At 63.1% G+C, this 24594-nt stretch carries 23 protein-coding genes and 1 pseudogene; 13 read left to right on the forward strand and 11 right to left on the reverse strand.

Annotation, left to right across the window (positions count from 1 at the left end; all coding sequences use genetic code 11):
• Positions 1-67: 67 nt before the first annotated feature.
• Together miaA and JWJ88_RS06355 are read left to right on the forward strand one after the other, a co-directional pair.
• Positions 68-976 carry a tRNA (adenosine(37)-N6)-dimethylallyltransferase MiaA gene (gene miaA / locus JWJ88_RS06350; protein ID WP_205293278.1) on the forward strand — a complete coding sequence of 303 codons (909 nt, stop codon included), beginning with the start codon at positions 68-70 and terminating at the stop codon, positions 974-976.
• Positions 977-1312: 336 nt separating this feature from the next.
• Positions 1313-2167, forward strand: a complete 855-nt coding sequence (locus tag JWJ88_RS06355) for a helix-turn-helix domain-containing protein (protein WP_240200111.1) — start codon at positions 1313-1315, stop codon at positions 2165-2167.
• A gap of 328 nt (positions 2168-2495) precedes the next feature.
• Here the strand turns inward: JWJ88_RS06355 and JWJ88_RS06360 are convergent, their stop codons facing one another.
• Both JWJ88_RS06360 and JWJ88_RS06365 read right to left on the reverse strand, forming a co-directional pair.
• Positions 2496-3281: an RlmE family RNA methyltransferase gene (locus JWJ88_RS06360; RefSeq protein ID WP_205293280.1), complete on the reverse strand. Its 786-nt coding sequence runs from the start codon at positions 3279-3281 to the stop codon at positions 2496-2498.
• A gap of 1 nt (position 3282) precedes the next feature.
• Positions 3283-4407, reverse strand: coding sequence for a Ppx/GppA phosphatase family protein (locus JWJ88_RS06365; RefSeq protein ID WP_205293281.1), 1125 nt, complete (start codon positions 4405-4407; stop codon positions 3283-3285).
• Between the two features lie 65 nt (positions 4408-4472).
• On the opposite strand from JWJ88_RS06365, the gene JWJ88_RS06370 reads away from it, so the two are divergent.
• The 4 genes from JWJ88_RS06370 (at position 4473) to JWJ88_RS06385 (ending at position 8156) form a co-directional block, all read left to right on the forward strand.
• Positions 4473-4679, forward strand: a complete 207-nt coding sequence (locus JWJ88_RS06370; RefSeq protein ID WP_205295187.1) for a hypothetical protein — start codon at positions 4473-4475, stop codon at positions 4677-4679.
• A complete protein-coding gene (locus JWJ88_RS06375; RefSeq protein WP_205293282.1) occupies positions 4679-5860 on the forward strand; it encodes a vWA domain-containing protein in 1182 nt (393 codons plus the stop codon). Before JWJ88_RS06370 ends, JWJ88_RS06375 begins: the two co-directional genes overlap by 1 nt.
• Positions 5861-5887: 27 nt before the next feature.
• Positions 5888-6577 (forward strand): M48 family metalloprotease, encoded by a 690-nt coding sequence (locus tag JWJ88_RS06380; protein ID WP_205293283.1) that lies wholly within the window; start codon positions 5888-5890, stop codon positions 6575-6577.
• 217 nt (positions 6578-6794) lie between these two features.
• Positions 6795-8156, forward strand: a complete 1362-nt coding sequence (locus JWJ88_RS06385) for an aminotransferase (RefSeq protein WP_205293284.1) — start codon at positions 6795-6797, stop codon at positions 8154-8156.
• 15 nt (positions 8157-8171) lie between these two features.
• On the opposite strand, the gene JWJ88_RS06390 is transcribed toward JWJ88_RS06385, so the two are convergent.
• Positions 8172-8441 carry a DUF3572 domain-containing protein gene (locus JWJ88_RS06390; protein ID WP_205293285.1) on the reverse strand — a complete coding sequence of 90 codons (270 nt, stop codon included), beginning with the start codon at positions 8439-8441 and terminating at the stop codon, positions 8172-8174.
• Positions 8442-8555: 114 nt separating this feature from the next.
• Here JWJ88_RS06390 and JWJ88_RS06395 point away from each other — a divergent pair, with 114 nt between their 5' ends.
• From JWJ88_RS06395 to JWJ88_RS06405, 3 genes are all read left to right on the forward strand, one after another.
• Positions 8556-9944, forward strand: a complete 1389-nt coding sequence (locus JWJ88_RS06395) for a diguanylate cyclase domain-containing protein (protein WP_205293286.1) — start codon at positions 8556-8558, stop codon at positions 9942-9944.
• Positions 9945-10048: 104 nt separating this feature from the next.
• On the forward strand, positions 10049-10483 hold the full coding sequence (locus JWJ88_RS06400; RefSeq protein WP_205293287.1) for a DUF983 domain-containing protein: 435 nt from the start codon (positions 10049-10051) through the stop codon (positions 10481-10483).
• Positions 10480-11205 carry an NUDIX hydrolase gene (locus JWJ88_RS06405; protein WP_240200112.1) on the forward strand — a complete coding sequence of 242 codons (726 nt, stop codon included), beginning with the start codon at positions 10480-10482 and terminating at the stop codon, positions 11203-11205. The genes JWJ88_RS06400 and JWJ88_RS06405 overlap by 4 nt, the downstream gene beginning before the upstream one ends.
• Before the next feature lie 95 nt (positions 11206-11300).
• Here JWJ88_RS06405 and JWJ88_RS06410 read toward each other — a convergent pair whose 3' ends face one another.
• The 3 genes from JWJ88_RS06410 to JWJ88_RS06420 form a co-directional block, all read right to left on the reverse strand.
• Positions 11301-12071, reverse strand: coding sequence for an enoyl-CoA hydratase-related protein (locus JWJ88_RS06410; RefSeq protein WP_205293288.1), 771 nt, complete (start codon positions 12069-12071; stop codon positions 11301-11303).
• 68 nt (positions 12072-12139) lie between these two features.
• Positions 12140-12592: a cytochrome c-type biogenesis protein gene (locus JWJ88_RS06415; protein ID WP_205293289.1), complete on the reverse strand. Its 453-nt coding sequence runs from the start codon at positions 12590-12592 to the stop codon at positions 12140-12142.
• A 3-nt stretch (positions 12593-12595) separates the two neighbouring features.
• Positions 12596-14557, reverse strand: a complete 1962-nt coding sequence (locus JWJ88_RS06420) for a heme lyase CcmF/NrfE family subunit (protein ID WP_205293290.1) — start codon at positions 14555-14557, stop codon at positions 12596-12598.
• A 144-nt stretch (positions 14558-14701) separates the two neighbouring features.
• Between JWJ88_RS06420 and JWJ88_RS06425 the strand changes: the two are divergent.
• Positions 14702-15604: pseudogene (locus JWJ88_RS06425) on the forward strand (IS630 family transposase); the annotation flags it as partial.
• Between the two features lie 37 nt (positions 15605-15641).
• On the opposite strand, the gene JWJ88_RS06430 reads toward JWJ88_RS06425, so the two are convergent.
• From JWJ88_RS06430 to JWJ88_RS06445, 4 genes are all read right to left on the reverse strand, one after another.
• Complete coding sequence (locus JWJ88_RS06430) at positions 15642-16172, reverse strand: holin family protein (RefSeq protein ID WP_205293291.1); 531 nt, start codon at positions 16170-16172, stop codon at positions 15642-15644.
• The gene (locus JWJ88_RS06435; RefSeq protein ID WP_205293292.1) at positions 16163-16774 is read right to left on the reverse strand and encodes a holin-associated N-acetylmuramidase; all 612 of its coding nucleotides are present in this window, start codon (positions 16772-16774) and stop codon (positions 16163-16165) included. Before JWJ88_RS06435 ends, JWJ88_RS06430 begins: the two co-directional genes overlap by 10 nt.
• A 95-nt stretch (positions 16775-16869) precedes the next feature.
• The gene (gene ccmE, locus JWJ88_RS06440; RefSeq protein WP_205293293.1) at positions 16870-17313 is read right to left on the reverse strand and encodes a cytochrome c maturation protein CcmE; all 444 of its coding nucleotides are present in this window, start codon (positions 17311-17313) and stop codon (positions 16870-16872) included.
• A gap of 18 nt (positions 17314-17331) precedes the next feature.
• Positions 17332-18144 (reverse strand): glutamate racemase, encoded by an 813-nt coding sequence (locus JWJ88_RS06445; RefSeq protein WP_205293294.1) that lies wholly within the window; start codon positions 18142-18144, stop codon positions 17332-17334.
• A 422-nt stretch (positions 18145-18566) separates the two neighbouring features.
• Here JWJ88_RS06445 and JWJ88_RS06450 point away from each other — a divergent pair, with 422 nt between their 5' ends.
• Entirely contained in the window at positions 18567-19487 is a 921-nt protein-coding gene (locus JWJ88_RS06450) for a LysR family transcriptional regulator (RefSeq protein ID WP_205293295.1), read from the forward strand.
• 304 nt (positions 19488-19791) lie between these two features.
• On the forward strand, positions 19792-21963 hold the full coding sequence (gene purL / locus JWJ88_RS06455; RefSeq protein ID WP_205293296.1) for a phosphoribosylformylglycinamidine synthase subunit PurL: 2172 nt from the start codon (positions 19792-19794) through the stop codon (positions 21961-21963).
• 414 nt (positions 21964-22377) lie between these two features.
• On the opposite strand, the gene JWJ88_RS06460 is transcribed toward purL, so the two are convergent.
• Complete coding sequence (locus JWJ88_RS06460) at positions 22378-23346, reverse strand: LacI family DNA-binding transcriptional regulator (RefSeq protein ID WP_240200216.1); 969 nt, start codon at positions 23344-23346, stop codon at positions 22378-22380.
• A gap of 220 nt (positions 23347-23566) precedes the next feature.
• On the opposite strand from JWJ88_RS06460, the gene JWJ88_RS06465 reads away from it, so the two are divergent.
• Positions 23567-24592 carry an ABC transporter substrate-binding protein gene (locus tag JWJ88_RS06465; RefSeq protein ID WP_205293298.1) on the forward strand — a complete coding sequence of 342 codons (1026 nt, stop codon included), beginning with the start codon at positions 23567-23569 and terminating at the stop codon, positions 24590-24592.
• Positions 24593-24594 lie beyond the last annotated feature (2 nt).

The following is a 24594-nucleotide window of genomic DNA, read 5'->3' on the forward strand; positions in this document are numbered from 1 at the left end:
CTGTTTCATTGCCGGGCAAAATGTCGCAAACAGGCCCCATGTTCAACCGTTGCCGACCCGAGCTGAAATGACCCCGCGTCACCCTATCGTGAACGAACTGCATCCGGACCGCCATGTGCTGATCGCCGGACCGACGGCCAGCGGCAAATCCGCGCTGGCGCTGGAGATCGCCGAACGGCAGGGCGGCACCATCGTCAATGCCGATGCCTTGCAGGTCTGGTCCTGCTGGCGCGTGCTGACCGCCCGCCCCCCGGCCGGGGACGAGGACCGCGCCCCCCATGCGCTGTACGGTCATGTCGCCCCGGGCCGGGCCTATTCGGTCGGCGCATGGCTGGCCGAGGTGGCGGCGCTGAAGGATATGGTCACGGATTCAGGGGGCGGGCGGCTGATTGTGGTCGGCGGCACCGGGCTTTATCTTAACGCGCTTAGTCGCGGGCTGGCGGTGATTCCCCCCACCCCGCCCGAAATCCGGGCCGAGGGCGACCGGCTAAGCCGCGAACCCGGCGGGTTGGAGCAGATGATCGAGGCGCTGGATTTGTCCACCCGCACGCGCATCGATCTGCAAAACCCCGTCCGCGTCCAACGCGCCTGGGAGGTGCTAAGCACCACGGGGCGCGGCATCGCCGCATGGCAAGCGGAAACGCCGCCGCCGCTGATCGACCCCGGCGCAGCGCATCTGCTGGTGCTGGACCCGGATCGCGACTGGCTGGCCGAACGTATTGCCCGCCGTTTTCACCTGATGCTGAGGCAAGGCGCGCTGGACGAGGTGCGCGCCATATTGCCGATCTGGAACCCCGATGCGCTTTGGGCCAAAGCTATTAGCGCGCCGGAATTGGTCGCGCATTTGCAAGGCCATATCGATCTGGATGAGGCTATTGGACGTGCGATTATCGCTACTCGGCAGTACGCAAAGGCGCAGCGGACGTTCTTTCGAGGGCGCATGCGCGATTGGCGCAGGATTGAAATCAGCGACTGATTTGCGCGAATTCGTCGCGCCCGGGAAATATATTAACCTTTTGACAACGATTAGGGGAGTAATTCCTTATTATATTCGAGTCATAAGGATATATCCGCGCCATGGATTCGTTGAAAGTCGCGCCTGATGAATGAAGTTTGCTGGGCCTTCACATCGCTCGATTCCGTGACACCCCGGTTTCCCACAGCCGGCGTCACCACCGGAACCATCCTTGAACCTGCGGCAGCCGATCCCCGGTTACCGGCACCCCCACCACCGCCCGAACCCGCCCCACGCCGGCCGCAGGTGTTGGCTCCGATCGTGATCGTCCCGCCAGACAAACCGGCACACGACCCCATGGCCCTGCAGATTCCCGGTCAGCGACTGGCCGAGGGGGTGCGGCTGATCCCGCTTGCTGGCTTTCGCTGGGGAAGTCCGGCGCAAGGCCAGACCACGCCACCCATTCCGCGGGTGCGGGGCGATCATGTGCTGCTGCGTCCGACCGGCGGCATGGTTACGATCGTATTCCGCCGCCACAGCCACACGCTGCTGGCCGGGCATATCGCCTTTATTCCGGCAGGCACGGCATTTTCTTTGAAACCCTCGCCCGATGTGCGGGGAATGGCGCTGTTGGTTCCGACCGGCTTATGCACGGAACAGCCGCCGCCTCCGGGTTTCCGCCATGGCATTCCGGGGACCCAGGATGCGAGTTTGCTTGATCCGATCATGTATGCGCTAAGCTTGCCGGACGCGGAAAATACCACGATCACCGGCCTGCTGGGGGAAATCGTGGCCATGCTGTCGCGGCTAGACGACCGAGCGGCCCGGCCCGGCCCACCCGCTGGGGGCCTTACCGAGGCGCGGACATTGACCGAACGCTTTGTGCAACTGGCGCGATCCGAACTGCACTCCAACCAGACCATTGCCGAAATGGCGCGGCGGCTTGGCTATTCTTTGGCCCAACTCGACCATGCCTGCCGCCGAAGCCGGGGACGCAGCGCATTGGAGTTGCTTTATGAACTGCGGTTGGAACGCGCGACCAGCGCCTTGCGCGATGGAAACCAACCGGTAGCCGAGATCGCAGAGATGCTGGGCTATACCGGACTGGGCCATTTCATACGCGCCTTCCTGGCTGCGACCGGCCGTTCACCCGAGGCCTATCGCGCCTTGACCCGACAGGACGGCAGCAAGCCGCAGCCCGGGATCTGCTGAGCCGATTTTGGGCCGGGTTGGGAATAAAGCCCGCTACAGGTCCGTGAGCAATGGACGAACACCACGACTGAGTTCAATCCGCCATGTGCAGGGATCGGGGCAATGCGTGGTATCAAACGACCGACCCGTTCACGGCCTTTATCTGCTTGCGTCTCGACAGCGGCAAAGGGTGCGAAGGTTAGAAAGTTATGTGACTGCCCGTGATCTCTTGTCCGGACAGGTCATCCCTCATTGTCGATCTTCGGTCCATCCTCGCCCTGTGCATCAAACCAGCCCAAGTGCGCGGCCTGCAGCGAGATGCTGAAACCGCGCCTGCGACCTCGGCACTTCAGTCCTGATCGTCTTCCCCGCTGTCGTGATCGTCGTTTTTCGCTTCCCGCTCATCATCCCGACCCCGGAAACCCTGCGCCACCACGAATTTTTCGGAAGAATCCGAACGGCTTGCCGGTGGCTTTACATTTGCCACCTTGGTGAAATTGCGCTTGAGCATGGCTTGCATCTGGCTTTCCGCCCCGCCCGCCAGGACCTTGGCGACAAAAGTGCCGCCCGGCTCCAACACGTCAAAGGCAAACTGCGCGGCAGCCTCGACCAGCGCCACGATGCGCAAGTGATCGGTGCCCTTGTGCCCGGACGAGGCTGCGGCCATGTCCGACATCACCACGTCGGCGCGACCGCCCAGCCATTCCTTGACCTGATCGTCCGCGCCATCGGCCAGGAAATCCAACTGGTGGATCTCGGCCCCGGCGATCGGATCGACCTCTTGCAGATCGACGCCCAGAACGCGACCGACCTTCTTGCCGGATTTCTCACCAAGCGCATTCACCCGCGCCACGGCGACCTGACACCAGCCACCGGGCGCGCAACCCAGATCGACCACCCGTGCCCCCGGCACGAGAAAGCGATACTTGTCGTCCAGTTCGACGATCTTATAGGCGGCTCGGCCGCGATACCCCTCGCGCTTGGCCCGCACGACATAAGGGTCGTTCAACTGCCGCTCCAGCCACAACGTGCTGGACAGCTTGCGGCCCTTGGCGGACTTGACCCGCACCCGCAATTCACGCTGCCCGCGGCCCGAGCTGTTGCGCCCAGAACCCGGTTTCTTGTCTTCGCTCATCTTATGCCACCCCGTTCATTCCATCCGGGGCCAGCACCCCATCCTTGACCATCTGCGCGTAAAGCAGCCCTTCCCGCAGGCCACGATCGGCGACCGACAGCCGAGTCGTCGGCCAGACCCGCATCAACGTCTGCAAGATCGCCGCGCCGGACATGATCAGCGCATGCCGCTCGCGCCCGATGCGGGGATCGATGCGGCGCCCCTCGGGGCCCAGGGCCAGGTAATCGCGGATCACCCGGTCGATCTGGGCCGTGGTCATGATCAATCCGTCCACCTTGGTCCGGTCATAGCGGCGCAGCCCCAAATGGCTGGCGGCAACCGTCGTCACCGTGCCCGATGTGCCGATGATCTGGAACCCCTCGGCCATGGTCTGGGCCAGCGCGTAGGGGGCGAAACCTGCCAGCATCTCTTCGAAATGCCAGGACATCAGGGCGAAACGGCCCTGATCGTCCTCGACATCCTCGAACTGATCGCGCAGCGTGGCGACCCCCAGGGGCACGCTGATCCAGTCCACCACACGGGCGCCACCGGGCCGCAGGTCGCGGAAACCGTCGCCCAGCCGCATGATCGCCCGGGGCCGCTCTTTCGGCTCCACATCCTCCAGATCTACCCAGACAAGCTCGGTGGAACCGCCGCCGATATCGACGACCAGCAGTTGCTCGGTTCTCTGGCTGACCAGCGGCGCGCAAGAGATCACGGCAAGTCGCGCCTCTTCCTCGGCGTCGATGATTTCGACCGGCAGGCCGGTTTCCCGCCGAATCATGCGCAGGAAATCGCGGCTGTTTCGGGCGCGCCGGCAGGCTTCGGTAGCGACAAGGCGCATATGCACGACCTTATGCGCCTCCAGCTTGCGCCGGCACACCTGCAAGGCATGCACCGTCCGCGCCATCGAGGGACGCGACAGCCTGCCTGATGCCTCGAGGCCGTGCCCAAGCTGGACAGGCTTCGAGAAACTGTCGACCACCTGAAACTGGCTACCCGTGGGTCGGGCAATCAGCATCCGGCAGCTGTTCGTGCCAAGATCCAAAGCCGCATAGAGCGGCCCGTCCTCGGCCGGGCGGGTGGCGAAAGGCTCGACCGTTTTTTTCGGGAACGCGTCCGCACCCGCAGGACGCCTGGGCGTCATGGTCACGCCCTCCGATAACAAGTTGGTCTGAAAGTAACCTGCGCCCGGCGGGCGTTCAAGGGGGCGTGCCCCTCGACAGGGGCGCGGGTGCGGGCTATGCCCTGCCCATGATCGTAATCGCCGCATTCATTCTCGGCGCAGTGATCGGCTGGATGCGCGCCGCGAAAGCTGGCGGCAACCGCGCCGACCAGTTGCAATATGCCGCCGCCCATGCCCTGGCGCTGACTGTGCTTGGGATATTCTTGACCATATTCATCAGCCGGATGGGCTGATGTTCCGGCCGTTCCTCGACAGTCTGCGCAGGCATGGGGTGCCGGCCAGCCTGCGGGAATATCTGGACCTTCTGGCGGGGTTGCAGGCCGGGCTGTCGGACTGGTCGCCCGAGGGTTTCTATCACCTCGCCCGTGCCACGCTGGTCAAGAATGAGGCACATATCGACCGATTCGACCGCGCCTTTGCCGAGGCGTTCTCGGGTCTGGACCAGATCCCGGTCGAGACGCTGGTCAACGAGGTCTCGATCCCGCAGGAATGGCTGGAAAAGCTGGCCGAGAAACTGCTGACCCCCGAGGAACGCGCCGCCATTCAGGGCGCGGGATCCTTTGAAGAGCTGATGAAACGCCTGCGCGAGCGGCTGGCCGAGCAGCGCGACCGCCATCAGGGCGGCAATAAATGGATCGGCACGGTGGGCACCTCGCCCTTTGGCGCCTATGGCTACAACCCCGAGGGCGTACGCATCGGCCAGCACGAAAGCCGCCATCGCCGCGCGGTCAAGGTCTGGGACAAACGCGAGTTCCGCGATTTCGACGATTCGGTGGAATTGGGCACCCGCAACATCAAGGTGGCGCTAAAGCGGCTGCGGCAATGGGCCCGTCACGGCGCGCTGGAAGAACTGGACCTGCCCGGCACGATCCGCGCCAGCGCCGAGCACGGCTATATCGACGTGCAGACCCGGCCCGAACGGCATAACGCGGTCAAGGTGCTGCTGTTTCTTGATGCGGGGGGCTCGATGGACGACCACTCGCGTCTGGTGGATGAGCTGTTCTCGGCCACCCGGGCCGAGTTCAAGCATCTGGAGCATTTCTATTTCCACAACTGCGTCTATGAGGCTTTGTGGAAGGACAACCACCGCCGCTGGACCGAGACCACCCCGACATGGGACGTCATCAATCGCTTTGGTCGCGACTATAAGGCGATCTTTGTCGGCGATGCGTCGATGTCGCCCTACGAGATCGCCATACCCGGCGGCGCCAATGAGCATTGGAATCCCGAATCGGGCGAAACCTGGCTGAACAGGCTGCGCGAGACCTGGCCCGACCATGTCTGGCTGAACCCGGTCCCACGCGAGCATTGGGGCTATACCCGCTCGATCGGCATGATCGGCGATATTTTCGAGGACCGGATGCAGCCCCTGACGCTGGAAGGGCTGACGCAGGCCATGCGCCTCCTTGGCTGACGGGCGCGCCGCACCCATATTCGGCTTATGCTGAAGCTCACGCCGATCCTGCTGATCCTGCTTTACGCCACCGCAATGTGGTTCTTTTCCGCATGGCGGCTCAAGGCCGAATTGAACGCCAAGTCCACGCCCCTGCGCCACCCCCGGCTGGTGCCCATGCTTGAACGGCTGGGCCGCGCCATGGACCTGCCCCGCGTGCAGGCGCATGTCTACGAGGTCGGCTTTGTGAACGGTTTGGCCGCGCCAGATGGCCGCATATTTCTGACCCGCGGCTTTCTGGACCGGCTGGACCACGGCGATGTGACCGAGGCCGAACTGGCGTCGGTCATCGCGCATGAGCTGGGCCACGTCGCCCATGGCCACACCCGCCGCCGCATGGTCGATTTCGCCGGCCAGAACGTGGTGCGGATGGTGTTGGCCGGCGTGCTGGGCCGGTTCATTCCCGGCATCGGCGTCTGGGTCGGCAATCTGGTCGCCAGCACTATCGCCGCCCGGCTGTCGCGCCAGGACGAGTTCGAGGCCGACGCTTTCGCCAGCGCGCTGATGGTCAAGGCGGGTCTCGGCACCGAGCCGCAGAAAAGCCTGTTTCGCAAGCTCGACCGGCTGGCGGGCGGAGGCGGCGGGCCCGGCGCACCCGCCTGGCTGTTGTCGCATCCGCCGGCCGCCGCACGCATCGCCGCGATCGAAAAGCTCGAGGCACGCTGGAAGCAGGGCTGATTTTCTCGCCGTTGCCGCACACGGGGCATTCTGCCCCATCGACTGCTTCACCGCTCGGTGGCTGCATGACCCAAGCGGCATTTCAACCGCCGTCTTTGGCAATTCGCCAATACGCCGCCCTGCCGTCGGGCACTTGGCCAAAGCCGCAGCGCCGCCCATTGAACCGGCCGGGACGCCCGGATAGCCTGCATGTAAAGCACAGATGGAGGCTTACGACATGAACCAACCGCAAAGCTGGGAAGCCCGGGCCGAAACCTTTTCGCTTTATGGTTTCACCGACATGCCCTCGGTCCATCAGCGGGGCACGGTCGTCGTGACCCATGGCGAAGGGCCCTATATCGTCGATGTGCATGGCCGCCGCTATCTGGACGCCAATTCCGGCTTGTGGAACATGGTCGCAGGTTTCGACCATCGCGGGCTGATCGACGCGGCCAAGGCGCAATACGAACGCTTTCCCGGCTATCACGCCTTTTTCGGCCGCATGTCCGACCAGACGGTGATGCTGTCGGAAAAGCTGGTCGAGGTGTCGCCCTTCTCCTCGGGCAAGGTGTTCTACACCAACTCGGGCTCCGAGGCGAACGACACCATGGTCAAGATGCTGTGGTTCATGCATGCGGCCGAGGGAAAACCACAAAAACGCAAGATCCTGACGCGCTGGAACGCCTATCATGGCGTGACCGCCGTTTCGGCCTCGATGACCGGCAAGCCCTATAACTCGGTCTTCGGCTTGCCGCTGCCCGGATTTATTCACCTGACCTGCCCGCATTACTGGCGCTTTGGCGAGGACGGCGAGACCGAAGAACAATTCGTCGCCCGGCTGGCCAAAGAGCTTGAGGACACCATCGAACGCGAGGGCGCCGACACCATCGCCGGCTTCTTTGCCGAACCCGTCATGGGCGCGGGCGGGGTGATCCCGCCGGCCAAAGGCTATTTCCAGGCCATGCTGCCGATCCTGCGCAAGCACGACATCCCGGTGATCTCGGACGAGGTGATCTGCGGTTTCGGGCGCACCGGCAATACCTGGGGCTGCCTGACCTATGATTTCACGCCCGATGCGATCATTTCGTCAAAGAACCTGACGGCCGGCTTCTTTCCGATGGGTGCGGTCATTCTGGGCGAGGATCTGGCCAAACGCGTTCAGGACGCGGTCGAGGCGATCGAGGAATTCCCACATGGCTTTACCGCCTCGGGTCATCCTGTCGGCTGCGCCATCGCGCTGAAGGCCATCGACGTGGTGATGAACGAAGGGCTGGCCGAAAACGTCCGCCGCCTTGCGCCTCGCTTCGAAGAGGGCCTCAAGCGTCTGTCCGACCGGCCCAACATCGGCGAATATCGCGGCATCGGCTTCATGTGGGCGCTTGAGGCGGTCAAGGACAAGCCGACGAAAACCCCTTTCGACGGCACGCTTTCGGTCAGCGAACGCATCGCCAACACCTGCACCGATCTGGGGCTGATCTGCCGGCCGCTTGGTCAGTCCATCGTGCTTTGCCCGCCCTTCATCCTGACCGAAGCGCAAATGGACGAGATGTTTGAAAAGCTGGAAAAGGCGCTCGACAAGGTTTTTGCCGAAGTGGCCTGAACGATGCGGCGGCCCTTACCAGGGGTCGCCCCCGCCCAGCACGGCGCGGGCCATCTGCACCCGCTGCGGGGCAATACGCAGCGAGCCGGCGAAATCCAGCACCCGCTGGTCTTGTTCCAACAGGAAGTCCAGCACGAAAACCGGAAATTCGGGCTGCGCCGCCATGGCGCGCAGTCCGGCCACGTCGCAACCAGATTGCGCAAGCAGCGCCCCCACCAACTGTGGATCTGCGGCAATATGGGCAAAGCCCGCATCCGCTATATCGCGTGCTTCGTTCTGTGTCATTCCATGCTCGCTTTCAGGAAGACCGGGACGAGATTCGTCGGGTCCGGAAAGGTTTTGTTAACTATTCTCGCGCAAGATGCGGCTTTGGGCCTGGGGTGTAAAGCAAGCGTGACCATGGCAGGGCGCATTCTTGTTGTAGACGGATTACCGACAAATCGCATCACCATGAAGGTGCGACTGGCCTCGGCCTGCTACGAGGTCGCCACTGCCACCTCGGGGGCCGAAGCACTGCGTATGGCGCAGCTCATCCACCCACAGATCGTGTTGATCGGGGCCAGCTTGCCAGACATGGACGGTCCCGCCCTGTGCACCGCGCTACGGGCGCTGCCCTGCGCGACCGATGTGCCGGTGTTGGTGCAGGCCAGTGGCAGCAATCGCATCGCAGCACTGCGGGCAGGGGCGACGGCGCTAATCGACGCCGCAAGCGACGAGTTGACGCTGCTCGCCCGAATTCGCGGGCTCATGCGACGCGAGATCGGCGCGCTGGACCATCCCGTACCCGGCATGGCCGAAGCAGCGGCCGGTTTTGTCCCTGACAGCCGCCCTCGGGTGGTCTTTGTCGCCGATCAACCCGCCACCGCACTGGGCTGGCGGCATGCCTTGCGGGGCCGGGTGGATTTCACGATGTTGGTCCGTGAGCCCGAACAAGCCTTGGTCGAGGCCGCCTCGAACCGGGTGGCCGATCTTTATCTGATTGCCGCCGATATCCAGCAACGGGGCGACGGTCTGCGTCTGCTGTCCGAATTGCGCGCCCGTCCCCATTCGCGCGAGGCGGCTATCGTCATCGCCCTGCGCCCCGAGCGGCTGGACATGATGCCGGTGGCGCTTGATCTTGGCGCGGGGGACGTGCTGCCATGGGATCTGGCCGGGCCCGAGGCCGCGACCGAAGCCGCGATGCGCCTGCAAGCCCAACTGGTCCGCAAGCAGGAGGCCGACCGTCTGCGCCAGGAAACCCAGCGCAACATGCGTTGGGCAATGATCGACCCGCTGACCGGCTTGCACAATCGCCGCTTTGCCCTGCCGCGACTTGCCGGACTCGCCGCCAATGCGCAGGAACACCCAAGCGATCTGGCCGTCATGCTGTTGGATCTAGACCGTTTCAAGCTGGTGAACGACCTCCACGGCCATCCCGCCGGCGACGCCGTTCTGACCGAGATTGCCGCCCGCCTCGCCGCCACCCTGCCCGAGGACGCCCTGCTTGCCCGCATCGGAGGCGAGGAGTTTCTGGCTGTATTGCCCGATTGTCCGGCCACCACCGCCCGCCGCGTGGCCGAGGATCTGCGGCGGGCGGTGATGTCTGAACCGATCCCCTTGCCACTTGGGTGCACGGCTGCCGCGCTGGACGTCACCATTTCGGTCGGGATCGCAATGGGCCATGGCGGGCCGCACCTTTCGCCACTGGACCCCAAGGCACTGCTGGCCAGCGCCGATCGGGCGCTTCTGTGGGCCAAATCTTCGGGCCGCAACCGGATCGTCATGGCCCCGCAGGAAATTGCGGCATAAATTGCCGCTGCGTCTCTTTGTCGCGGCAGTCCCGGACTTAAGCCCGGCTTTCATTTGTGGACCACCTGTCCTAAATATAAGCGGCACAGGAAAGGAACGCGTCAATGTCTCATGCCCATTCCGAAAGGGCCTCGTCCGAGCGTGCGATCAAGCCCGCCATGCTGCGCGGTGCCTTGGGCCGCTGCCCCTCTTGCGGGCAAGGACGGCTGTTTCGGGGTTATCTGTCGGTCCGGCCTACGTGTCCGCATTGCGGAGAAGAGTTGCATCATCAGCGGGCCGATGACGGTCCGGCCTACCTGACCATCCTGGTGGTCTCGCATCTGGGTGCGCCGCTGCTGCTGGCGATCTTCATGATGTATCGCCCTTCGGCCATGGCCATGCTGATCGGCTTCAGCATCGGTGCGATCGTGCTGTCGCTGTTGCTGCTGCCCGTCATCAAGGGTGGGCTGATCGGCTTTCAATGGGCGCGCCGGATGCATGGGTTCGGCGTCGAGCCGAGCGCACACGAGCCTGCCGCAATCGAGGCCGCCGCATCGTGAATATCGCAGCCGGAAGCACCCCCGAGAACCCCAACTCTGCCGATCAACCGATCCGCGATGCGGCCACCGTCATCGTTCTGGACCGCAATGCCCAAGGCGGGCCATCGGTACTGATGGGGCAAAGGGGCGCTTCAGCAGCGTTCATGCCCTCGAAATATGTCTTTCCCGGTGGCGCAGTGGATGCCGCCGATGCGCAGGCACGGCTGGACGGGGACCTGCCGCCGCGCACCTCGTCCCTGCTGGCAGCCGAGCCGCGCGAGGGGTCACAGGTAACGCCACAGGCGCTGGCTGCCGCAGGGCTGCGTGAACTGGCCGAGGAAACCGGTCTGCTGACCGGCCGGCCCGGCTCCGCCCCCGAGGGATGGGACCATTACGCCGGCGCCGGGCTGGCGCCGGATCCTTCGGCGCTGATCTATTTGTTCCGTGCCATCACTCCGCCCGGCCGCACACGCCGGTTCGACGCCCGTTTTCTGCTGTTGGACGCCGAACGCCTGCATGGCGACCGTAACGATTTCAGCGCCGCCTGCGACGAGCTTTCGCACCTGCATTGGGTGCCCCTGCCCCAAGCCCGGGCGCTGGACCTGCCCTTCATCACCGAGGTGGTGCTGGCCGAGGTCGCGGCCTTGCTGGCCATGGTCGGCAACAGGCCGCTTGCCCTGCAACCCACGGTGCCCTTCTTCGACAACCGACGGATGTCACCGCGCTTTCTGCGTATCGGCTAAAACATTCCCAACAAAAGCGGACTCCGGCTTTGCCGGTAATGTGTAGCGACAGCACCTCTGAAATTCGACGAATTGCCAAAAGGCATTAGCTCAGATCAGCGGCCCTTGAATTGGGGCGCGCGCTTTTCCAGAAAGGCCGCCACGCCCTCGCGGAAATCCGCTGTCCGGGCCATGTCGCCTTGCAGCTTGGCCTCCAGCCGCAGTTGCCCGACCATGTCATTGCTGCCCGAGGCACGCAGCGCCTGCCGGATCGCCAGAAAGGCCGCGGTCGGGCCTTGGGCCAACGTCTGCGCACGCGTGGCGATCACCGTTTCGAACTCGGCGTCCGGCACTGCCTCCCAGATCAGCCCCCATTCCGCGGCTTTGGCCGCCGGGATCCGGTCGGCGAACAGCATCATTCCTATGGAGCGCGGCACACCGACCGAACGTGGCACGATAAAGGTGCCGCCAGCATCCGGGATCAACCCGATCCGGCTGAAAGCCTGAACGAAACTGGCGCTTTCGGTGGCGATGACGACATCGGCGGCCAGCGCCAGATTGGCCCCTGCCCCCGCAGCAATGCCGTTCACGGCGGCAATCACCGGCACCGGCGCATCGCTGATGGCGGCCAGCATAGGCTCATATTCCTCGCGCAGGATGGTTTCGACATCCAGTCCACCAGTGGCATCTGTCAGGTCCTGGCCCGAGCAAAAGCCTCGTCCGTTCCCGGTCATCACCACGCAGCGCGTGTCCTGCGGCAGGTTGACCAGCGCCGCGACGATCTCGGCCCGCATGGTGCGATTAAGCGCGTTCACCACGTCAGGCCGATTCAGCGCCAGCCTTGCGATACCGTCCTGATGGGTGAATTCGATCGTCTGAAAGCTCATCCCTGCCCCTTCCCTGCTTTCGGCCATCTTGCCGAGGCACTGCGGAACAGGAAAGCCCCGACCCAGCGTCAATCGCGCAGGATCTTTTCCAGCCGGGCCTTTTCCTCATCGCTAAGCTTCGCAGGCCCTTCCTCGGCCAGACCGCGCGAGCGGATAAAGCGCCAGCCCAGAAACAACGCGAACAGCGCCATGATCGGCCCGGCCAGATAAAGCAGCCAGTTCACCCCGCGCGCCGGTGGCTCGAACAGCACATATTCACCGAAACGGTCGGCTATGGCCGCCACTGCCTCAGCATCGCTGTCGCCCGCCACCAGACGCTCGCGCAGGTAAAGCCGCAGATCACGGCTGATCGCGGCATTCGATTCATCGATGGTTTCGCCCTGACAGATCGGGCAGCGCAGGGTCTTGGAGATCTCGCGTGCGCGGGCCTCCATCACCGGGTCCGCCAGCACCTCATCAGGCTGGACCGCGAAAGCGGGAAGCGCGAACAGCAGCGACAGGCAAAAGATCAGTGCGCGCATGGGTTACTCCGCCGGTTGGGGTGCGACACGAGCTTGACGCGCCCCAGCAGCGACGCGATAGCGCCGGTCCGACAGGCTGATGCACCCGCCAAGCGCCATCAGCCCACAGCCCAACCAGATCCAGAGGGCGAAAGGCTTGATATAGCTGCGCACTGCCCAGCCGCCATCCTGCTGCTCATCCCCGATCACCAGATAGAGGTCGCGGAACAGACCGCTCTGGATCGCCGCCTCGGTCGTGGGCATGGCTTGCACCGGATAGACCCGCTTTTCGGGATGCAACAGCGCGACCTGCCGCCCGTCACGGCTGACAGTCATCGCGGCGATGATCGAGTTATAGTTCGGGCCGGGACGCTCTTCGACGCTTTGCAGGGTGATGTCATAACCGGCGACCGAGAAGGTCTCGCCGATCCTGGCCACGCGGATATCCTCGGCCTGCCACGCCATCAACAGGCTGATGCCGATGAAGGTGACGCCCAGCCCGGCATGCGCCACGGCCTTGCCCCAATCGGCACGGGGCAGCCTGCGCAGGCGCGACAGGCCGGAATTACCGGTGCGCAGCCACAGGTCCACGGCCGCACCCGCGACCAGCCATGCCCCAAGGCCCGCACCGATCACGGCCAGTGCGGAATGGCCGGTCGAGATGGCAAAGACCAGCGCCATCACCGCCAACGCAAAGACCAACGCGCCGCGCAACGGATAAAGCGCACGTTTCAGCTTGCCCCGCTTCCACGGCAGGATCGCGCCAACTGGCAGAACGATGGCCAGCGCCACCATGAAGGGCGTGAATGCCTGCTCAAAAAACGGTGCACCCACCGACAGCCTGCGGTCCCACAGCATCTCAGCCACCAGCGGCCAGACCGTGCCGATGAAGACCACAAAGGTCGAAACCGCCAGAAGGATATTGTTAAGTACCAATGCCCCCTCGCGAGAGACCGGCGCGAAAGCGCCCCGCGCCTGCATCGAGGTGGCGCGGAAAGTGTAAAGCAGCAGCGCGCCGCCCACAAAAAAGGCCAGGATCGCCAGAATGAACACACCACGCTTGGGATCGCTGGCAAAACTGTGGACCGAGGTGATGACGCCAGAGCGGACGATGAAGGTGCCGATCAACGAAAATCCAAAGGCCATGATCGCCAGCAGGATGGTCCAGCTTTTCAGAACCTCGCGCTTTTCGACGACGATAGAGGAATGCAGCAACGCAGCGGCGATCAGCCAAGGCATGAAACTGGCGTTTTCCACCGGGTCCCAGAACCAGAAGCCGCCCCAGCCAAGCTCGTAATAGGCCCACCAAGACCCCAGTGCGATGCCGATGGTCAGAAAGACCCAGGCCGCCAGCGTCCATGGCCTGACCCAGCGCGCCCAAGCGGCATCCACCCGCCCCTCGATCAGCGCGGCCACGGCAAAGCTGAAGGCCATCGAAAGGCCGACATAGCCAAGGTAAAGAAACGGCGGATGGAAGGCGAGACCCGGGTCCTGCAGCAGCGGGTTCAGGTCGCGCCCGTCAAAAGGCGGGCTGTCCATGCGCAGAAAAGGGTTCGAGGTAAACAGGATAAAGGCCAGAAACGCCGCGCCGATCGAGCCTTGCACCGACAGCACTCTTGCGCGCAGTTTGGGCGGCAGGTTCGCGTCGAACGTCGCCGCCATCGCGCCGAACAGCGCCACGATCAGCACCCACAGCAGCATCGAGCCCTCGTGGTTGCCCCACACGCCGCTGATCTTGTAGAGCATCGGCTTGGCGGTATGAGAGTTCTGATAGACCAGCGCGACCGAGAAATCCGAGGTCACGAAGGCGATGGTCAGCGCCGCAAAGGAAATTCCGACCAGACCGAATTGCGCCAGCGCGGCGGGCCGGGCCGAGTCGATCCAGCCGCTCCAGCCCTTGGCGGCCCCGATCATCGGCACGAACATCTGAAATATCGCCACCGCAAAGGCAAGGATCAGGGCGAAATGGCCAAGTTCAGCGATCATGGGCGTTCTCCGGGTGGCTGCCGCGCAGGATAACCCCGGCGCGGGCGGCAAACCAGCCCCCCGTGCCCGCCAGATTGTCACAGCATCGCTATTCCCCCGGAACTGTCGTCCGTATCATTGATCCGAGCGGTTTCGGAGGATGCTATGGTAGGCCGGGTGGCGGACGAGGTGGTTCTGAGCGCCGCGGAGCGCGGGTTTCTGGAGGCTCAGGTTCGACGGCACAAGGCGGCGCGTTCGCTGTCGGACCGGTGCCGGATAATCCTGCTCTGTGCGGAAGGGCTGCAAAGCAAGGAGGTCGGCGCGCGGCTCGGAGTGCATGAGCATACTGTCGGCAAGTGGCGCAGACGGTCCGTCAGGGACCGGATCGAGGGGCTGACCGACGAATATCGTCCTGGTCGGCCCCGCACGGTGTCGGACGATCAGGTAGCCGAGGTGATCGAGCGGACACTGAACACCACGCCGAAGGACGCCACCCATTGGTCGATCCGCTCGATGGCTGTGGCGACGGGCCTGTCGCATACCACCATCCGCCGGATCTGGGCCGCCTTCGGCCTGCAACCGCATCGCAGCGAGACGTTCAAGCTCTCGACCGATCCGCTGTTCGTCGACAAGGTGCAGGATATCGTCGGCCTTTACATGGCCCCACCGAACCGGGCCATCGTGCTGTGCGTGGACGAAAAATCCCAGATTCAGGCGCTGGATCGGGAACAGCCGGTGTTGCCGATGGCGCCGGGTGTCGCCGAGCGGAGAACCCACAGCTATATCCGCCACGGTACGACCTCGCTGTTTGCAGCACTCGATATCGCCACAGGGGCGGTGATCGGCAAATGCTACAAGCGGCACCGGGCGACCGCGTTCCTCGACTTCCTGAAGCGGATCGATGCAACCTTGCCGCAAGGACGGGACGTGCATCTGGTGATGGACAACTACGCCACCCACAAGACACCCAAGATCAAGGCCTGGCTCGCCCGGCGCCCGCATTGGCATGTGCATTTCACACCCACCTCAGCCAGTTGGATCAACCAGGTGGAGCGCTGGTTCGCAGAACAGCAAAATCTATGTGCCGAAATTTAGATTCAGGTGACTAGTTTCCCCCCGTCGTGGCCGCCCAGTCACGCAGCGCGGCATTGTCCTGGAACGGATCCGTTGCTTCTAAAGGCTGAAATGCCGCCTGCACGGGATCGGCCGGCCCGGTTGAGGACGGGCTGCGAAACATGGGGCGGGCACGAAAATAATGCGCTTCACGCGCGCCGAAATAAAAGCTGATGATGGCTCCCAGCAGCCACCAAAGCGGTTCGGGCACAAGGTTCAGGTTCTCCATCCGCAAGCCGAAACCCTGAGGATCGACCATCGCATAGGCGAACAGGCCCAATGTCCCCATCGTCATCAGCGGCCTGGGCATTCGGTTCAGCCCGTTCATCAGCCCATCGAACCAGCCGCGCGGCTGGGCGGCAAAGTCACCGGAAAGCTGGGCAATGGCGCGGGCGTAGGCCTCTTCGTCCAGTTCCATCCGGCGGGTTGCATTCTCGCGAAAAACCTCGGCCATACCGGTTGCGGCATTGGTCACCGTCGTAACAGCGGCCCCCGCTCCAAGAAAACGGTCCATCAAGCCCATTTCGCAACCCTCGCCCGGTGTTCGGCCAGCGTCAGATGATATCTGGAGGAGATGAATTCCTCGGCCCGCAATATCCAACCGCCCTTGCCGCCTGATTGGGTGCGGGCGTATTTGCGGCTGGCTGGGCGTGCATCGGCCAGAGAATAGTAATAATTGCGCCGCGCAATGCCGTAGGCGTCGGCGAAATGGCCGGGCGCCGCCGCTTCGGCCTGCTGCGCGGCCAGAATGGTGCGCGGACCGACCACGCCGTCGTCCACCGCCGCAAAGCCCATGCGCGTCACCAGCCGTTGCAGGATCTTCACGGCATTGCTGCCGGCGTTGACATACATGTCAAAGACCGACGCCTGTACCGGGCGCGGAAGCTCTGCCAGCCTCGGGCGCTGGAAGTAATGCTCGATAAAGATGCGTTGGGCATCGGCGCGGGTCAGCGCCCTGACATCCGCGACATCGACGCGACCATCGCCGGTCTTGTCGATGCCCAGCCGCTGCAACGTCGCCAGTGTCACACCGTGTTTCGTCGCCCCACCCGGGTCGTCGGGGTCGTTGGCATAGCCCCCCTCACGCGCGACGATTTCTGCCGCAATCTGCTCTACTGTCTTCATTCCAGCCCCCAATCCTGAAGTGGATCAAGGCTGGAGAAATCCGGTTAACCGGCCGTTAACCAAGCGCGCGTTGCCAAGGGCCGCGCCTGCGGTGCTCAGGAATTCGGTTCTTGATAGACGCCTTGGTCTTTCAGCGAATCCATGACTTCGCGCGGCATGTAGTTTTCGTCATGCTTGGCCAGTATCTCGGAGGCGACAAAGGTTTCGCCCTCCATGCGGCCAGTACCGATCATGCCCTGACCCTCTGCAAAAAGGTCGGGCAGCACGCCGGTGAACCGCACCGGAACCGAGGCACCGCCGTCGGTCACACTGAAAGTCACTGTCTCGCTGACGCCACGGACCAGACTGCCATCCTCGACCAGCCCGCCCAGACGGAACACCTCGCCGGCTTCGGGCGGATTTTCGGCCATCTGGCTGGGCGAACGATAAAGGTTGATGCCGTCACGAAACCCATAGCCGATCAGGCCAACGGCCAGAACAAGGGCCACGGCAGCGGCGATCAAGATCTGGATGCGGCGTTTTTTCTTTAGTGATTTCATAGTGCAGGCTTTCCTGTTTCAGGCACTTTCGAACCTGATCGGATGGCGGAGGAATTGCGTGGCCTTACCCGAGACGCGCTCGGGATCACCCGTGGTCAGAAAGCGCCGGACGCTGCCCGTGCCCAGCATTTCGGGATGGCGCTTAAGGTAATCTTCAAGGCTTTCAGCAACAAGATCGGGCTGGGAATAAACCGTGACCTGCGGCCCCAGCGCCTTCTGGAAAGCGGCCTGCACCAGCGGATAATGCGTGCAGCCCAGGATCGCCGCCTCGGGATAGGGCATGCGGCGCAAAAGCGCCTCGACATGGCTGGCCACCAAAGCTTCGGCCAAGATTTCATCGCCCATCTCAATGGCATCCACGACACCGCCGCAGGGCTGCGCCTCGACATCTACGCCGATGGCGCGAAAGGCCAATTCGCGCTGAAAAGCTCGGCTGGCGACGGTGGCGGGTGTCGCAAACAAGGCCACATGCTTCACTGCCACCTCATTTGGGGGCGAATTGTCGCCCCAGCGCCTTTCGGTCAATGCCTCGATCATCGGGACAAAGACGCCCAGAACGCGCTTGTCGGCGGGCAGCCAGGTTTCCTGCATGCGCTTGAGCGCGGCTGCCGACGCGGTGTTGCAGGCAAGGATCACCAGATCGCAGCCTTCGGCCCAAAGCCGCTCAACCCCAGCGCAGGTCAGGTCGAAAATGTCGTCGGCATCGCGCACGCCGTATGGGGTATGGGCATTGTCACCCAGATACACCAAGGGCAGTTCGGGCATGCGGGCGGCAATCGCGGACAGGACTGTCAGACCGCCCAAACCCGAATCGAATACGCCCACTGCCATGTCCAGCCTCCTGCTCGCGATGCGTCTTTTTAAGATGCGTCATGCGGGAACGCCATGATTTATGTCATCCGGCCGCCGGTGCCTTGGCTTGACCACAGGACCATGACCGTCCAACGGCAGCGGCTGCTCGGCCCGTTTCATGGGGCACAGCGGCTTGCGGGGTGCCGCCTCCACCGCCGCCGGATCTCCGCTTGCCTTCCATGTAAAAGAATCGGGCGCTTTGTCGCAGCGAATCGGCTCGTCCCGGTGTTTCCTGCCCTCTTATCAGCCCTTCGCCTGCTACATGGCTGCTCGCCCGGCATTGTGGGTAAGCAACACTGACAGATAAAGGGTTTTCTTGGCGTTTTGCAGGCTTGTTCCGCTAATCTTCTGTGATAAGGGTTGCACGGATTGCATGGCTGATGCCGCAAGAAAGCACTGTTATGGATTGGGATAAGTTAAGAATATTTCACGCCGTCGCCGACGCGGGCAGTCTGACCCACGCGGGCGATGTTTTGCATCTGTCCCAGTCCGCAGTCAGCCGTCAGATCCGCGCGCTCGAGGATTCGCTGGGCACTACCCTTTTTCACCGCCATGCCCGCGGGCTGATCCTGACTGAACAGGGTGAGTTGCTGTTCGAGGCGACTTCTTCCATGGTCCGTAAGCTCGACACCACGGCCGCGCGCATCCGCGACAGCGAGGAAAGCGTCTTTGGCGAGTTGAAGGTCACCACGACCACCGGCTTCGGCACCATGTGGCTGGTGCCCCGGCTTGCCAAGCTTTACGACCGCTATCCCGATCTGAAGATCGACCTGATGCTGGAAGAGCGCGTGCTGGACCTGCCCATGCGCGAGGCAGATGTCGCCATCCGCATGAAAGAGCCGAACCAGCAGGACCTGATCCGCCGTCGGCTGCTCAATATCCGCATGCGACTTTACGCCACGCCCGAGTATCTGGCCAAGGCGGGCGTCCCCCAGACGCTTGAAGATCTGGGAACGCACCGGCTGATCTGCCAAAATCCACAGACGCCGCAGGTCAGTTCGGGCGCGGTATTGTCGCAGATGCTGCTGAGCCGGAACATCAGCTCGACCCTGATGGTGAACAATTACTTCGGGGTATTGCAGGGCGTGCTGAACCATGTCGGGCTAGGCGTCCTGCCGGACTATCTTTCGTCGGATTTTCCAAATCTTACCAGGGTCTTACCGGATGTTCAGTCCGGCGAGGTCCCGGTCTTTCTGGCCTTCCCGGAAGAACTGCGCGCCTCGCGCCGTGTCGCGGCGTTCCGCGACTTCGTGCTTGAGGAAATCCAGTCGCTGCGTCGCCAACAGACCGACGACCAGCCCGGCGATCCGTCCGCCGGATGAACACCCCGCAGGCAGATGCCGGGCGCTTTTGCACAAGGCATTCGCAGAATGCATATCGGCCATGTGCCGCAATGCGGAAATGATCCTTGAACCCCCGGGCCGCTGCACATATCTCCCATCTCGAAGGGGATGATTTGAGGAAACTCTCATAACCTTCACCTCCCTGTTGGACTTGAGCCGGGCCTTGTGCCCGGCTTTTTTTTGCCCTTGGCGGGCTCGTTTTTCCTGCCCTCGCGCGCGGGCTCTTTCCTAACCGGGCGGCGGCGCTTAAAAGGCCGCAATACCGGGGAAAAGGGCGCCTGACATGAACGAACCGCAGATCACCGAGGAACTGATCGCCGCGCACGGGCTCAAGCCCGACGAATATCAGCGCATCCTCGAGATCATCGGACGCAAACCCAGCTTTACCGAGTTGGGCATCTTCTCGGCCATGTGGAACGAACATTGCTCGTACAAGTCGTCCAAGAAATGGCTGCGCACCCTGCCGACCACGGGGCCGCAGGTGATCTGCGGACCGGGCGAGAACGCGGGCGTCGTGGACATCGGCGACGGGCAGGCCGTGGTCTTCAAGATGGAAAGCCACAACCACCCGTCCTATATCGAACCGCATCAGGGCGCCGCGACCGGCGTGGGCGGCATCCTGCGCGACGTCTTTACCATGGGCGCCCGCCCCATCGCCGCCATGGACGCGCTGTCCTTTGGCCGGCCCGATCATCCCAAGACGGCGCATCTGGTCAAGGGCGTAGTCGAGGGTATCGGCGCCTATGGCAATGCTTTCGGCGTGCCGAATGTCGGCGGCGAGGTGCGCTTTCATCGCAGCTATGACGGCAACTGTCTGGTGAACGCATTTGCCGCCGGGCTGGCCGACAGCGACAAGATATTCTATTCGGCCGCCTCGGGCATCGGCATGCCCGTGGTCTATCTGGGCGCCAAGACGGGCCGCGACGGCGTCGGCGGCGCCACCATGGCCAGCGCAGAATTCGATGACACGATCGAGGAAAAACGGCCCACCGTTCAGGTCGGCGACCCCTTCACCGAAAAATGCCTGCTGGAAGCGTGCCTTGAGCTGATGCAGACCGACAGCGTGATCTCGATCCAGGACATGGGTGCTGCGGGCCTGACCTGTTCGGCGGTCGAGATGGGCGACAAGGGCGGCCTGGGCATCAAGCTGGTCCTGGACGCCGTGCCGCAGCGCGAAACCAATATGACCGCCTATGAGATGATGCTCTCGGAAAGCCAGGAGCGGATGCTCATGGTGCTGAAGCCCGAAAAAGAGGCAGAGGCGCGGGCGATCTTTGAAAAATGGGATCTGGACTTCGCCATCGTCGGCGAAACCATCGCCGAGGATCGTTTCCTGATCCTGCATGGCAACGAAGTCATGGCCGATCTGCCGCTGTCGAAACTGTCCTCCAGCGCGCCCGAATATGACCGCCCTTGGGTCGAAACGCCGCCTGCCGGTGAAATGCCCGCCCTGCCCGCGATCACCCCCATCGCGGCGCTGAAGACGCTGATCGGCAGCCCGAACCACGCACACAAAAGCTGGGTCTGGGAACAATACGACACCCAGGTCGGTGCCGACACCGTCCGCCGCCCCGGTCTTGGCGCCGGCGTGGTGCGCGTGCATGGCACCGAGAAGGCACTGGCCTTCACCAGCGACGTGACCCCACGCTATGTCAGGGCGAACCCCTATGAGGGCGGCAAACAGGCGGTGGCCGAAGCCTATCGCAACCTGTCCGCCTGCGGCGCCCTGCCTCTGGCCACGACTGACAACCTGAATTTCGGCAATCCCGAAAAGCCCGAGATCATGGGCCAGTTGGTGGGCGCCATCAAAGGCATCGGCGAAGCTTGTGCGGCGCTGGATTTCCCCATCGTTTCGGGCAACGTCTCGCTTTACAATGAAACCGACGGCAAGGGCATCCTGCCCACCCCCACCATCGGCGGTGTCGGGCTGATCGCTGATCTGGACGATCTGATCTCTGGTCTGCCAGCCGAGGGTGATGTCGCGCTGGTCATCGGCGAAACGAAAGGCCACCTTGGTCAATCGGCTTTGGCCGCCGAAGCCTTTGGCATCGAAGCGGGCGATGCGCCGCATGTGGACCTGACCGCCGAGCGGCGTCACGGCGAATTCCTGCGCGGCCATGGCAAGTTGATCTCGGCCGCGACCGATCTGGCGGATGGCGGGCTGGCTTTGGCCGCTTTCGAATTGGCCGAGGCGGCGAAACTTGGGGTTACGCTGGACAGTGCCAATATCGGCCAGCTCTTTGGCGAGGATCAGGCGCGTTATCTGGTGGCCTGCACCCCCGGAAATGCCGCGAAACTGGCCGAAGCCGCCGCAATGGCAGGAATTGCGCTGATGCAGGTCGGCAGCTTTGGCGGCGAATTGGTCGCCTTTGGCGGCGATGCCGCGCCACTGACCGACCTGTCGCGGCTTTATCGCAGCGCCTTTGAGAAAAGCCTGAATCTGGAACTCGCCTGACCGGGAAGCGGCCCTTGGCCGCTGCCTCCGGCGGGGGTATTTGGGCAACGAAGAAAGACTGGGGCGGCGCGGCGGAAGACCTAGATGCCTCATGCAGCCTGCCGCCAAGGGGGTCCGCCGAGTGATTTGCGGCGGCAGCATCGCCGTAAATGGCCCTGTCAGACAGGCAGCTTCCGGGCACCGATCCGCGGAATGACGTTTTATAAACACCGCCTTCCTCATGAACGGTTTAAGGCGCCATCTGCCTAGTAGCGTGAGGCCCATGTCCGTGAGATCCTCGTCGGCGTAGTGCAACCTTTGCGCTGGTTCCCGAGGTCGTCTTTTCCTTTACCGCCGGCGTCGACTAGCGGGGTCGGTCTGTTCACATCCTCCCGTCAGAACGGCTGGGTCCTTTCGGGCGTTCCCTTCTTTTACTCAGGTGGTTGCAACCACACCTTGCGCCACCGATCTGCGCATGACCAATGTCGTCTCTATCGCAAGCTCCTTGATACTGTCGCCGCCGTTTCCTGATAGCAGCCAGTCGATACTGCGCCTTGCGATCTCGTCCACGGGCTGGCGAAAGGTGGTCAGGTTATATCCCTCCCACCCCGCCTGGGCGATGTCATCGAACCCGATCAGCGACAGTTGTTCGGGAATGCGAATGCCAAGCCGCCATCGCGCGACATCCATGATGCCGCATGCCATCAGGTCGGTGGTGCAAAAGATGCCGTCGGGACGATCTGGCCGCGCAAGCAGCGCCATGCCCAACGTCCGTCCGGTTTCGTAAGAGGTCATGCCTCGACGCTCTTCGATCCAGTCGATGCCAGAGCGCGTTGCGGCTTCACGGAATCCGTGCTCGCGTCCGCGCAGGCTGGGCGTATCCGCCGCAGAACTGGCCAGCGCGATACGCCTGCAACCCGCCGCGAAAAGGATCGCGACGGCCCGCCTACCGGCCTCGGCATCGTCCACCCGGACCCGCAACGCCCCTTCGCGCTCTTCGTCACGGTTGATCAGCACCAGCCGCATTCCGTTGCGAAGGCATGTCTCGGCCAGCGACTGGTCCGGCATACCCGAAAGGATGATGGCCGCATCCGTGCGATAGCTGATCGCCTGCCGCATGGCGCGTTCGACACTGGCATCGGAACGGTCGGTGTTGATGACCAGCGCGACCTTTCCTGCCTGTTGCAGGGCTTCGGTCAGTGCCGAAAGCAGGTGTGACCTATACGGCGTCGCGATCTCGGATGCGATCAGGGCGACCAGCCCGGTTTCGTTCCTGATCAGGCCGCTGGCAAGCCGGTTGACCTGATAGCCAAGCTGATCGGCCGCTTTGAGGATCCTGGCCCTTGTGTCGGGCGACACGCTGGCCCCGGGGGTAAAACAGCGCGAAACCGCCGCACGCGACACGCCTGCCAAATCTGCAACATCTTTTGCGCTGACGGATCTGCGGGACACTGGACGCTCTGGCGGTTTGAGAATTGCACTGGTTTGCAACGGTAATCATTCAGCATTTTCCGGGCAATGTCTAAATTATTCTTAAATTTGTTGACAGCAGGGCGATTCGCAACTGAACCTTATGCACAGCTTTGCAAAAGCATCCTTGGGGAGGGAGTTGGAGGAAATGGTTATGAGGGGGAAACTTGCGGCCCTTGCTGTCAGCACAGCGATGTTGCCGGCATTCGCGGCCGGCGCAGCCGAACTGAACCTGATCTGCGCGGCAGATGTCGTCGTATGCGAGAAACTCGTATCCGCATTCGAGGCAGAGCATTCCGATATCAGCGTGAACATGGTTCGCCTGTCCTCGGGCGAAACCTATGCCAAGATCCGTGCCGAGGCGCGCAATCCGCAGACAGATCTGTGGTGGGGCGGCACCGGCGATCCGCATTTGCAGGCCGCGGCCGACGGGCTGACCGCCGTCTATGAATCGCCCCGCATGTCGGAACTGCATGACTGGGCTCTCAAACAGGCCGAGGTTTCAGGCAATCGCACGGTGGGTGTCTATAGCGGGGCTTTGGGTTGGGGATACAACACCAAGATCTTCGAGGAAAAGGGCCTGAAGGAGCCGGCCTGCTGGTCGGATCTGCTGGATCCGGCGCTGAAGGGTGAAATCCAGATTGCCGATCCCAACTCATCGGGCACGGCTTATACGGCACTGGCAACGCTGGTGCAGTTGATGGGCGAAGATGAGGCCTTTGAATATCTGAAAGCGCTTCACGCCAATATCTCGCAATATACCAAGTCGGGCTCGGCCCCCGTCAAGGCGGCCGCGCGTGGCGAAGCCGGGCTGGGTATCGTGTTCATGCATGACGCCGTGGCGCAGTCCGTCGAAGGTTTCCCGATCAAGACCATCGCGCCCTGCGAAGGCACGGGCTTTGAGGTCGGGTCGATGTCGATCATCGAAAACGCGCAAAACCCGGACGAAGCCAAGATATTTTACGACTGGGTGCTGTCGGCCGAGGTGCAGAACCTGATGCCCGAGGCAGGCTCGTTCCAACTGCCATCAAACAAGGCCGCAGTGGCATCCGAGCACGTGCCGGACATGAGCCAGATCAAGCTGATCGACTATGACTTTGCCGAATTCGGCTCGGCCGAGCGGCGGCAGGCACTGCTGGCACGATGGGACAAGGAAATCGGTGGACGCGCCGCCGATTAATA

The sequence above is a fragment of the Paracoccus methylovorus genome (assembly GCF_016919705.1).
GTDB lineage: Bacteria > Pseudomonadota > Alphaproteobacteria > Rhodobacterales > Rhodobacteraceae > Paracoccus > Paracoccus methylovorus.

Bases quoted from the DNA above. Each gene is read 5' to 3' on its own strand.
- miaA (WP_205293278.1), top strand. From the start codon at position 68: ATGACCCCGCGTCACCCTATCGTGAACGAACTGCATCCGGACCGCCAT.
- JWJ88_RS06355 (WP_240200111.1), top strand. From the start codon at position 1,313: ATGGCCCTGCAGATTCCCGGTCAGCGACTGGCCGAGGGGGTGCGGCTG.
- JWJ88_RS06360 (WP_205293280.1), bottom strand. From the start codon at position 3,281: ATGAGCGAAGACAAGAAACCGGGTTCTGGGCGCAACAGCTCGGGCCGC.
- JWJ88_RS06365 (WP_205293281.1), bottom strand. From the start codon at position 4,407: ATGACGCCCAGGCGTCCTGCGGGTGCGGACGCGTTCCCGAAAAAAACG.
- JWJ88_RS06375 (WP_205293282.1), top strand. From the start codon at position 4,679: ATGTTCCGGCCGTTCCTCGACAGTCTGCGCAGGCATGGGGTGCCGGCC.
- JWJ88_RS06380 (WP_205293283.1), top strand. From the start codon at position 5,888: ATGCTGAAGCTCACGCCGATCCTGCTGATCCTGCTTTACGCCACCGCA.
- JWJ88_RS06385 (WP_205293284.1), top strand. From the start codon at position 6,795: ATGAACCAACCGCAAAGCTGGGAAGCCCGGGCCGAAACCTTTTCGCTT.
- JWJ88_RS06390 (WP_205293285.1), bottom strand. From the start codon at position 8,441: ATGACACAGAACGAAGCACGCGATATAGCGGATGCGGGCTTTGCCCAT.
- JWJ88_RS06395 (WP_205293286.1), top strand. From the start codon at position 8,556: ATGGCAGGGCGCATTCTTGTTGTAGACGGATTACCGACAAATCGCATC.
- JWJ88_RS06400 (WP_205293287.1), top strand. From the start codon at position 10,049: ATGTCTCATGCCCATTCCGAAAGGGCCTCGTCCGAGCGTGCGATCAAG.
- JWJ88_RS06410 (WP_205293288.1), bottom strand. From the start codon at position 12,071: ATGAGCTTTCAGACGATCGAATTCACCCATCAGGACGGTATCGCAAGG.
- JWJ88_RS06415 (WP_205293289.1), bottom strand. From the start codon at position 12,592: ATGCGCGCACTGATCTTTTGCCTGTCGCTGCTGTTCGCGCTTCCCGCT.
- JWJ88_RS06420 (WP_205293290.1), bottom strand. From the start codon at position 14,557: ATGATCGCTGAACTTGGCCATTTCGCCCTGATCCTTGCCTTTGCGGTG.
- JWJ88_RS06430 (WP_205293291.1), bottom strand. From the start codon at position 16,172: ATGGGCTTGATGGACCGTTTTCTTGGAGCGGGGGCCGCTGTTACGACG.
- JWJ88_RS06435 (WP_205293292.1), bottom strand. From the start codon at position 16,774: ATGAAGACAGTAGAGCAGATTGCGGCAGAAATCGTCGCGCGTGAGGGG.
- ccmE (WP_205293293.1), bottom strand. From the start codon at position 17,313: ATGAAATCACTAAAGAAAAAACGCCGCATCCAGATCTTGATCGCCGCT.
- JWJ88_RS06445 (WP_205293294.1), bottom strand. From the start codon at position 18,144: ATGGCAGTGGGCGTATTCGATTCGGGTTTGGGCGGTCTGACAGTCCTG.
- JWJ88_RS06450 (WP_205293295.1), top strand. From the start codon at position 18,567: ATGGATTGGGATAAGTTAAGAATATTTCACGCCGTCGCCGACGCGGGC.
- purL (WP_205293296.1), top strand. From the start codon at position 19,792: ATGAACGAACCGCAGATCACCGAGGAACTGATCGCCGCGCACGGGCTC.
- JWJ88_RS06465 (WP_205293298.1), top strand. From the start codon at position 23,567: ATGAGGGGGAAACTTGCGGCCCTTGCTGTCAGCACAGCGATGTTGCCG.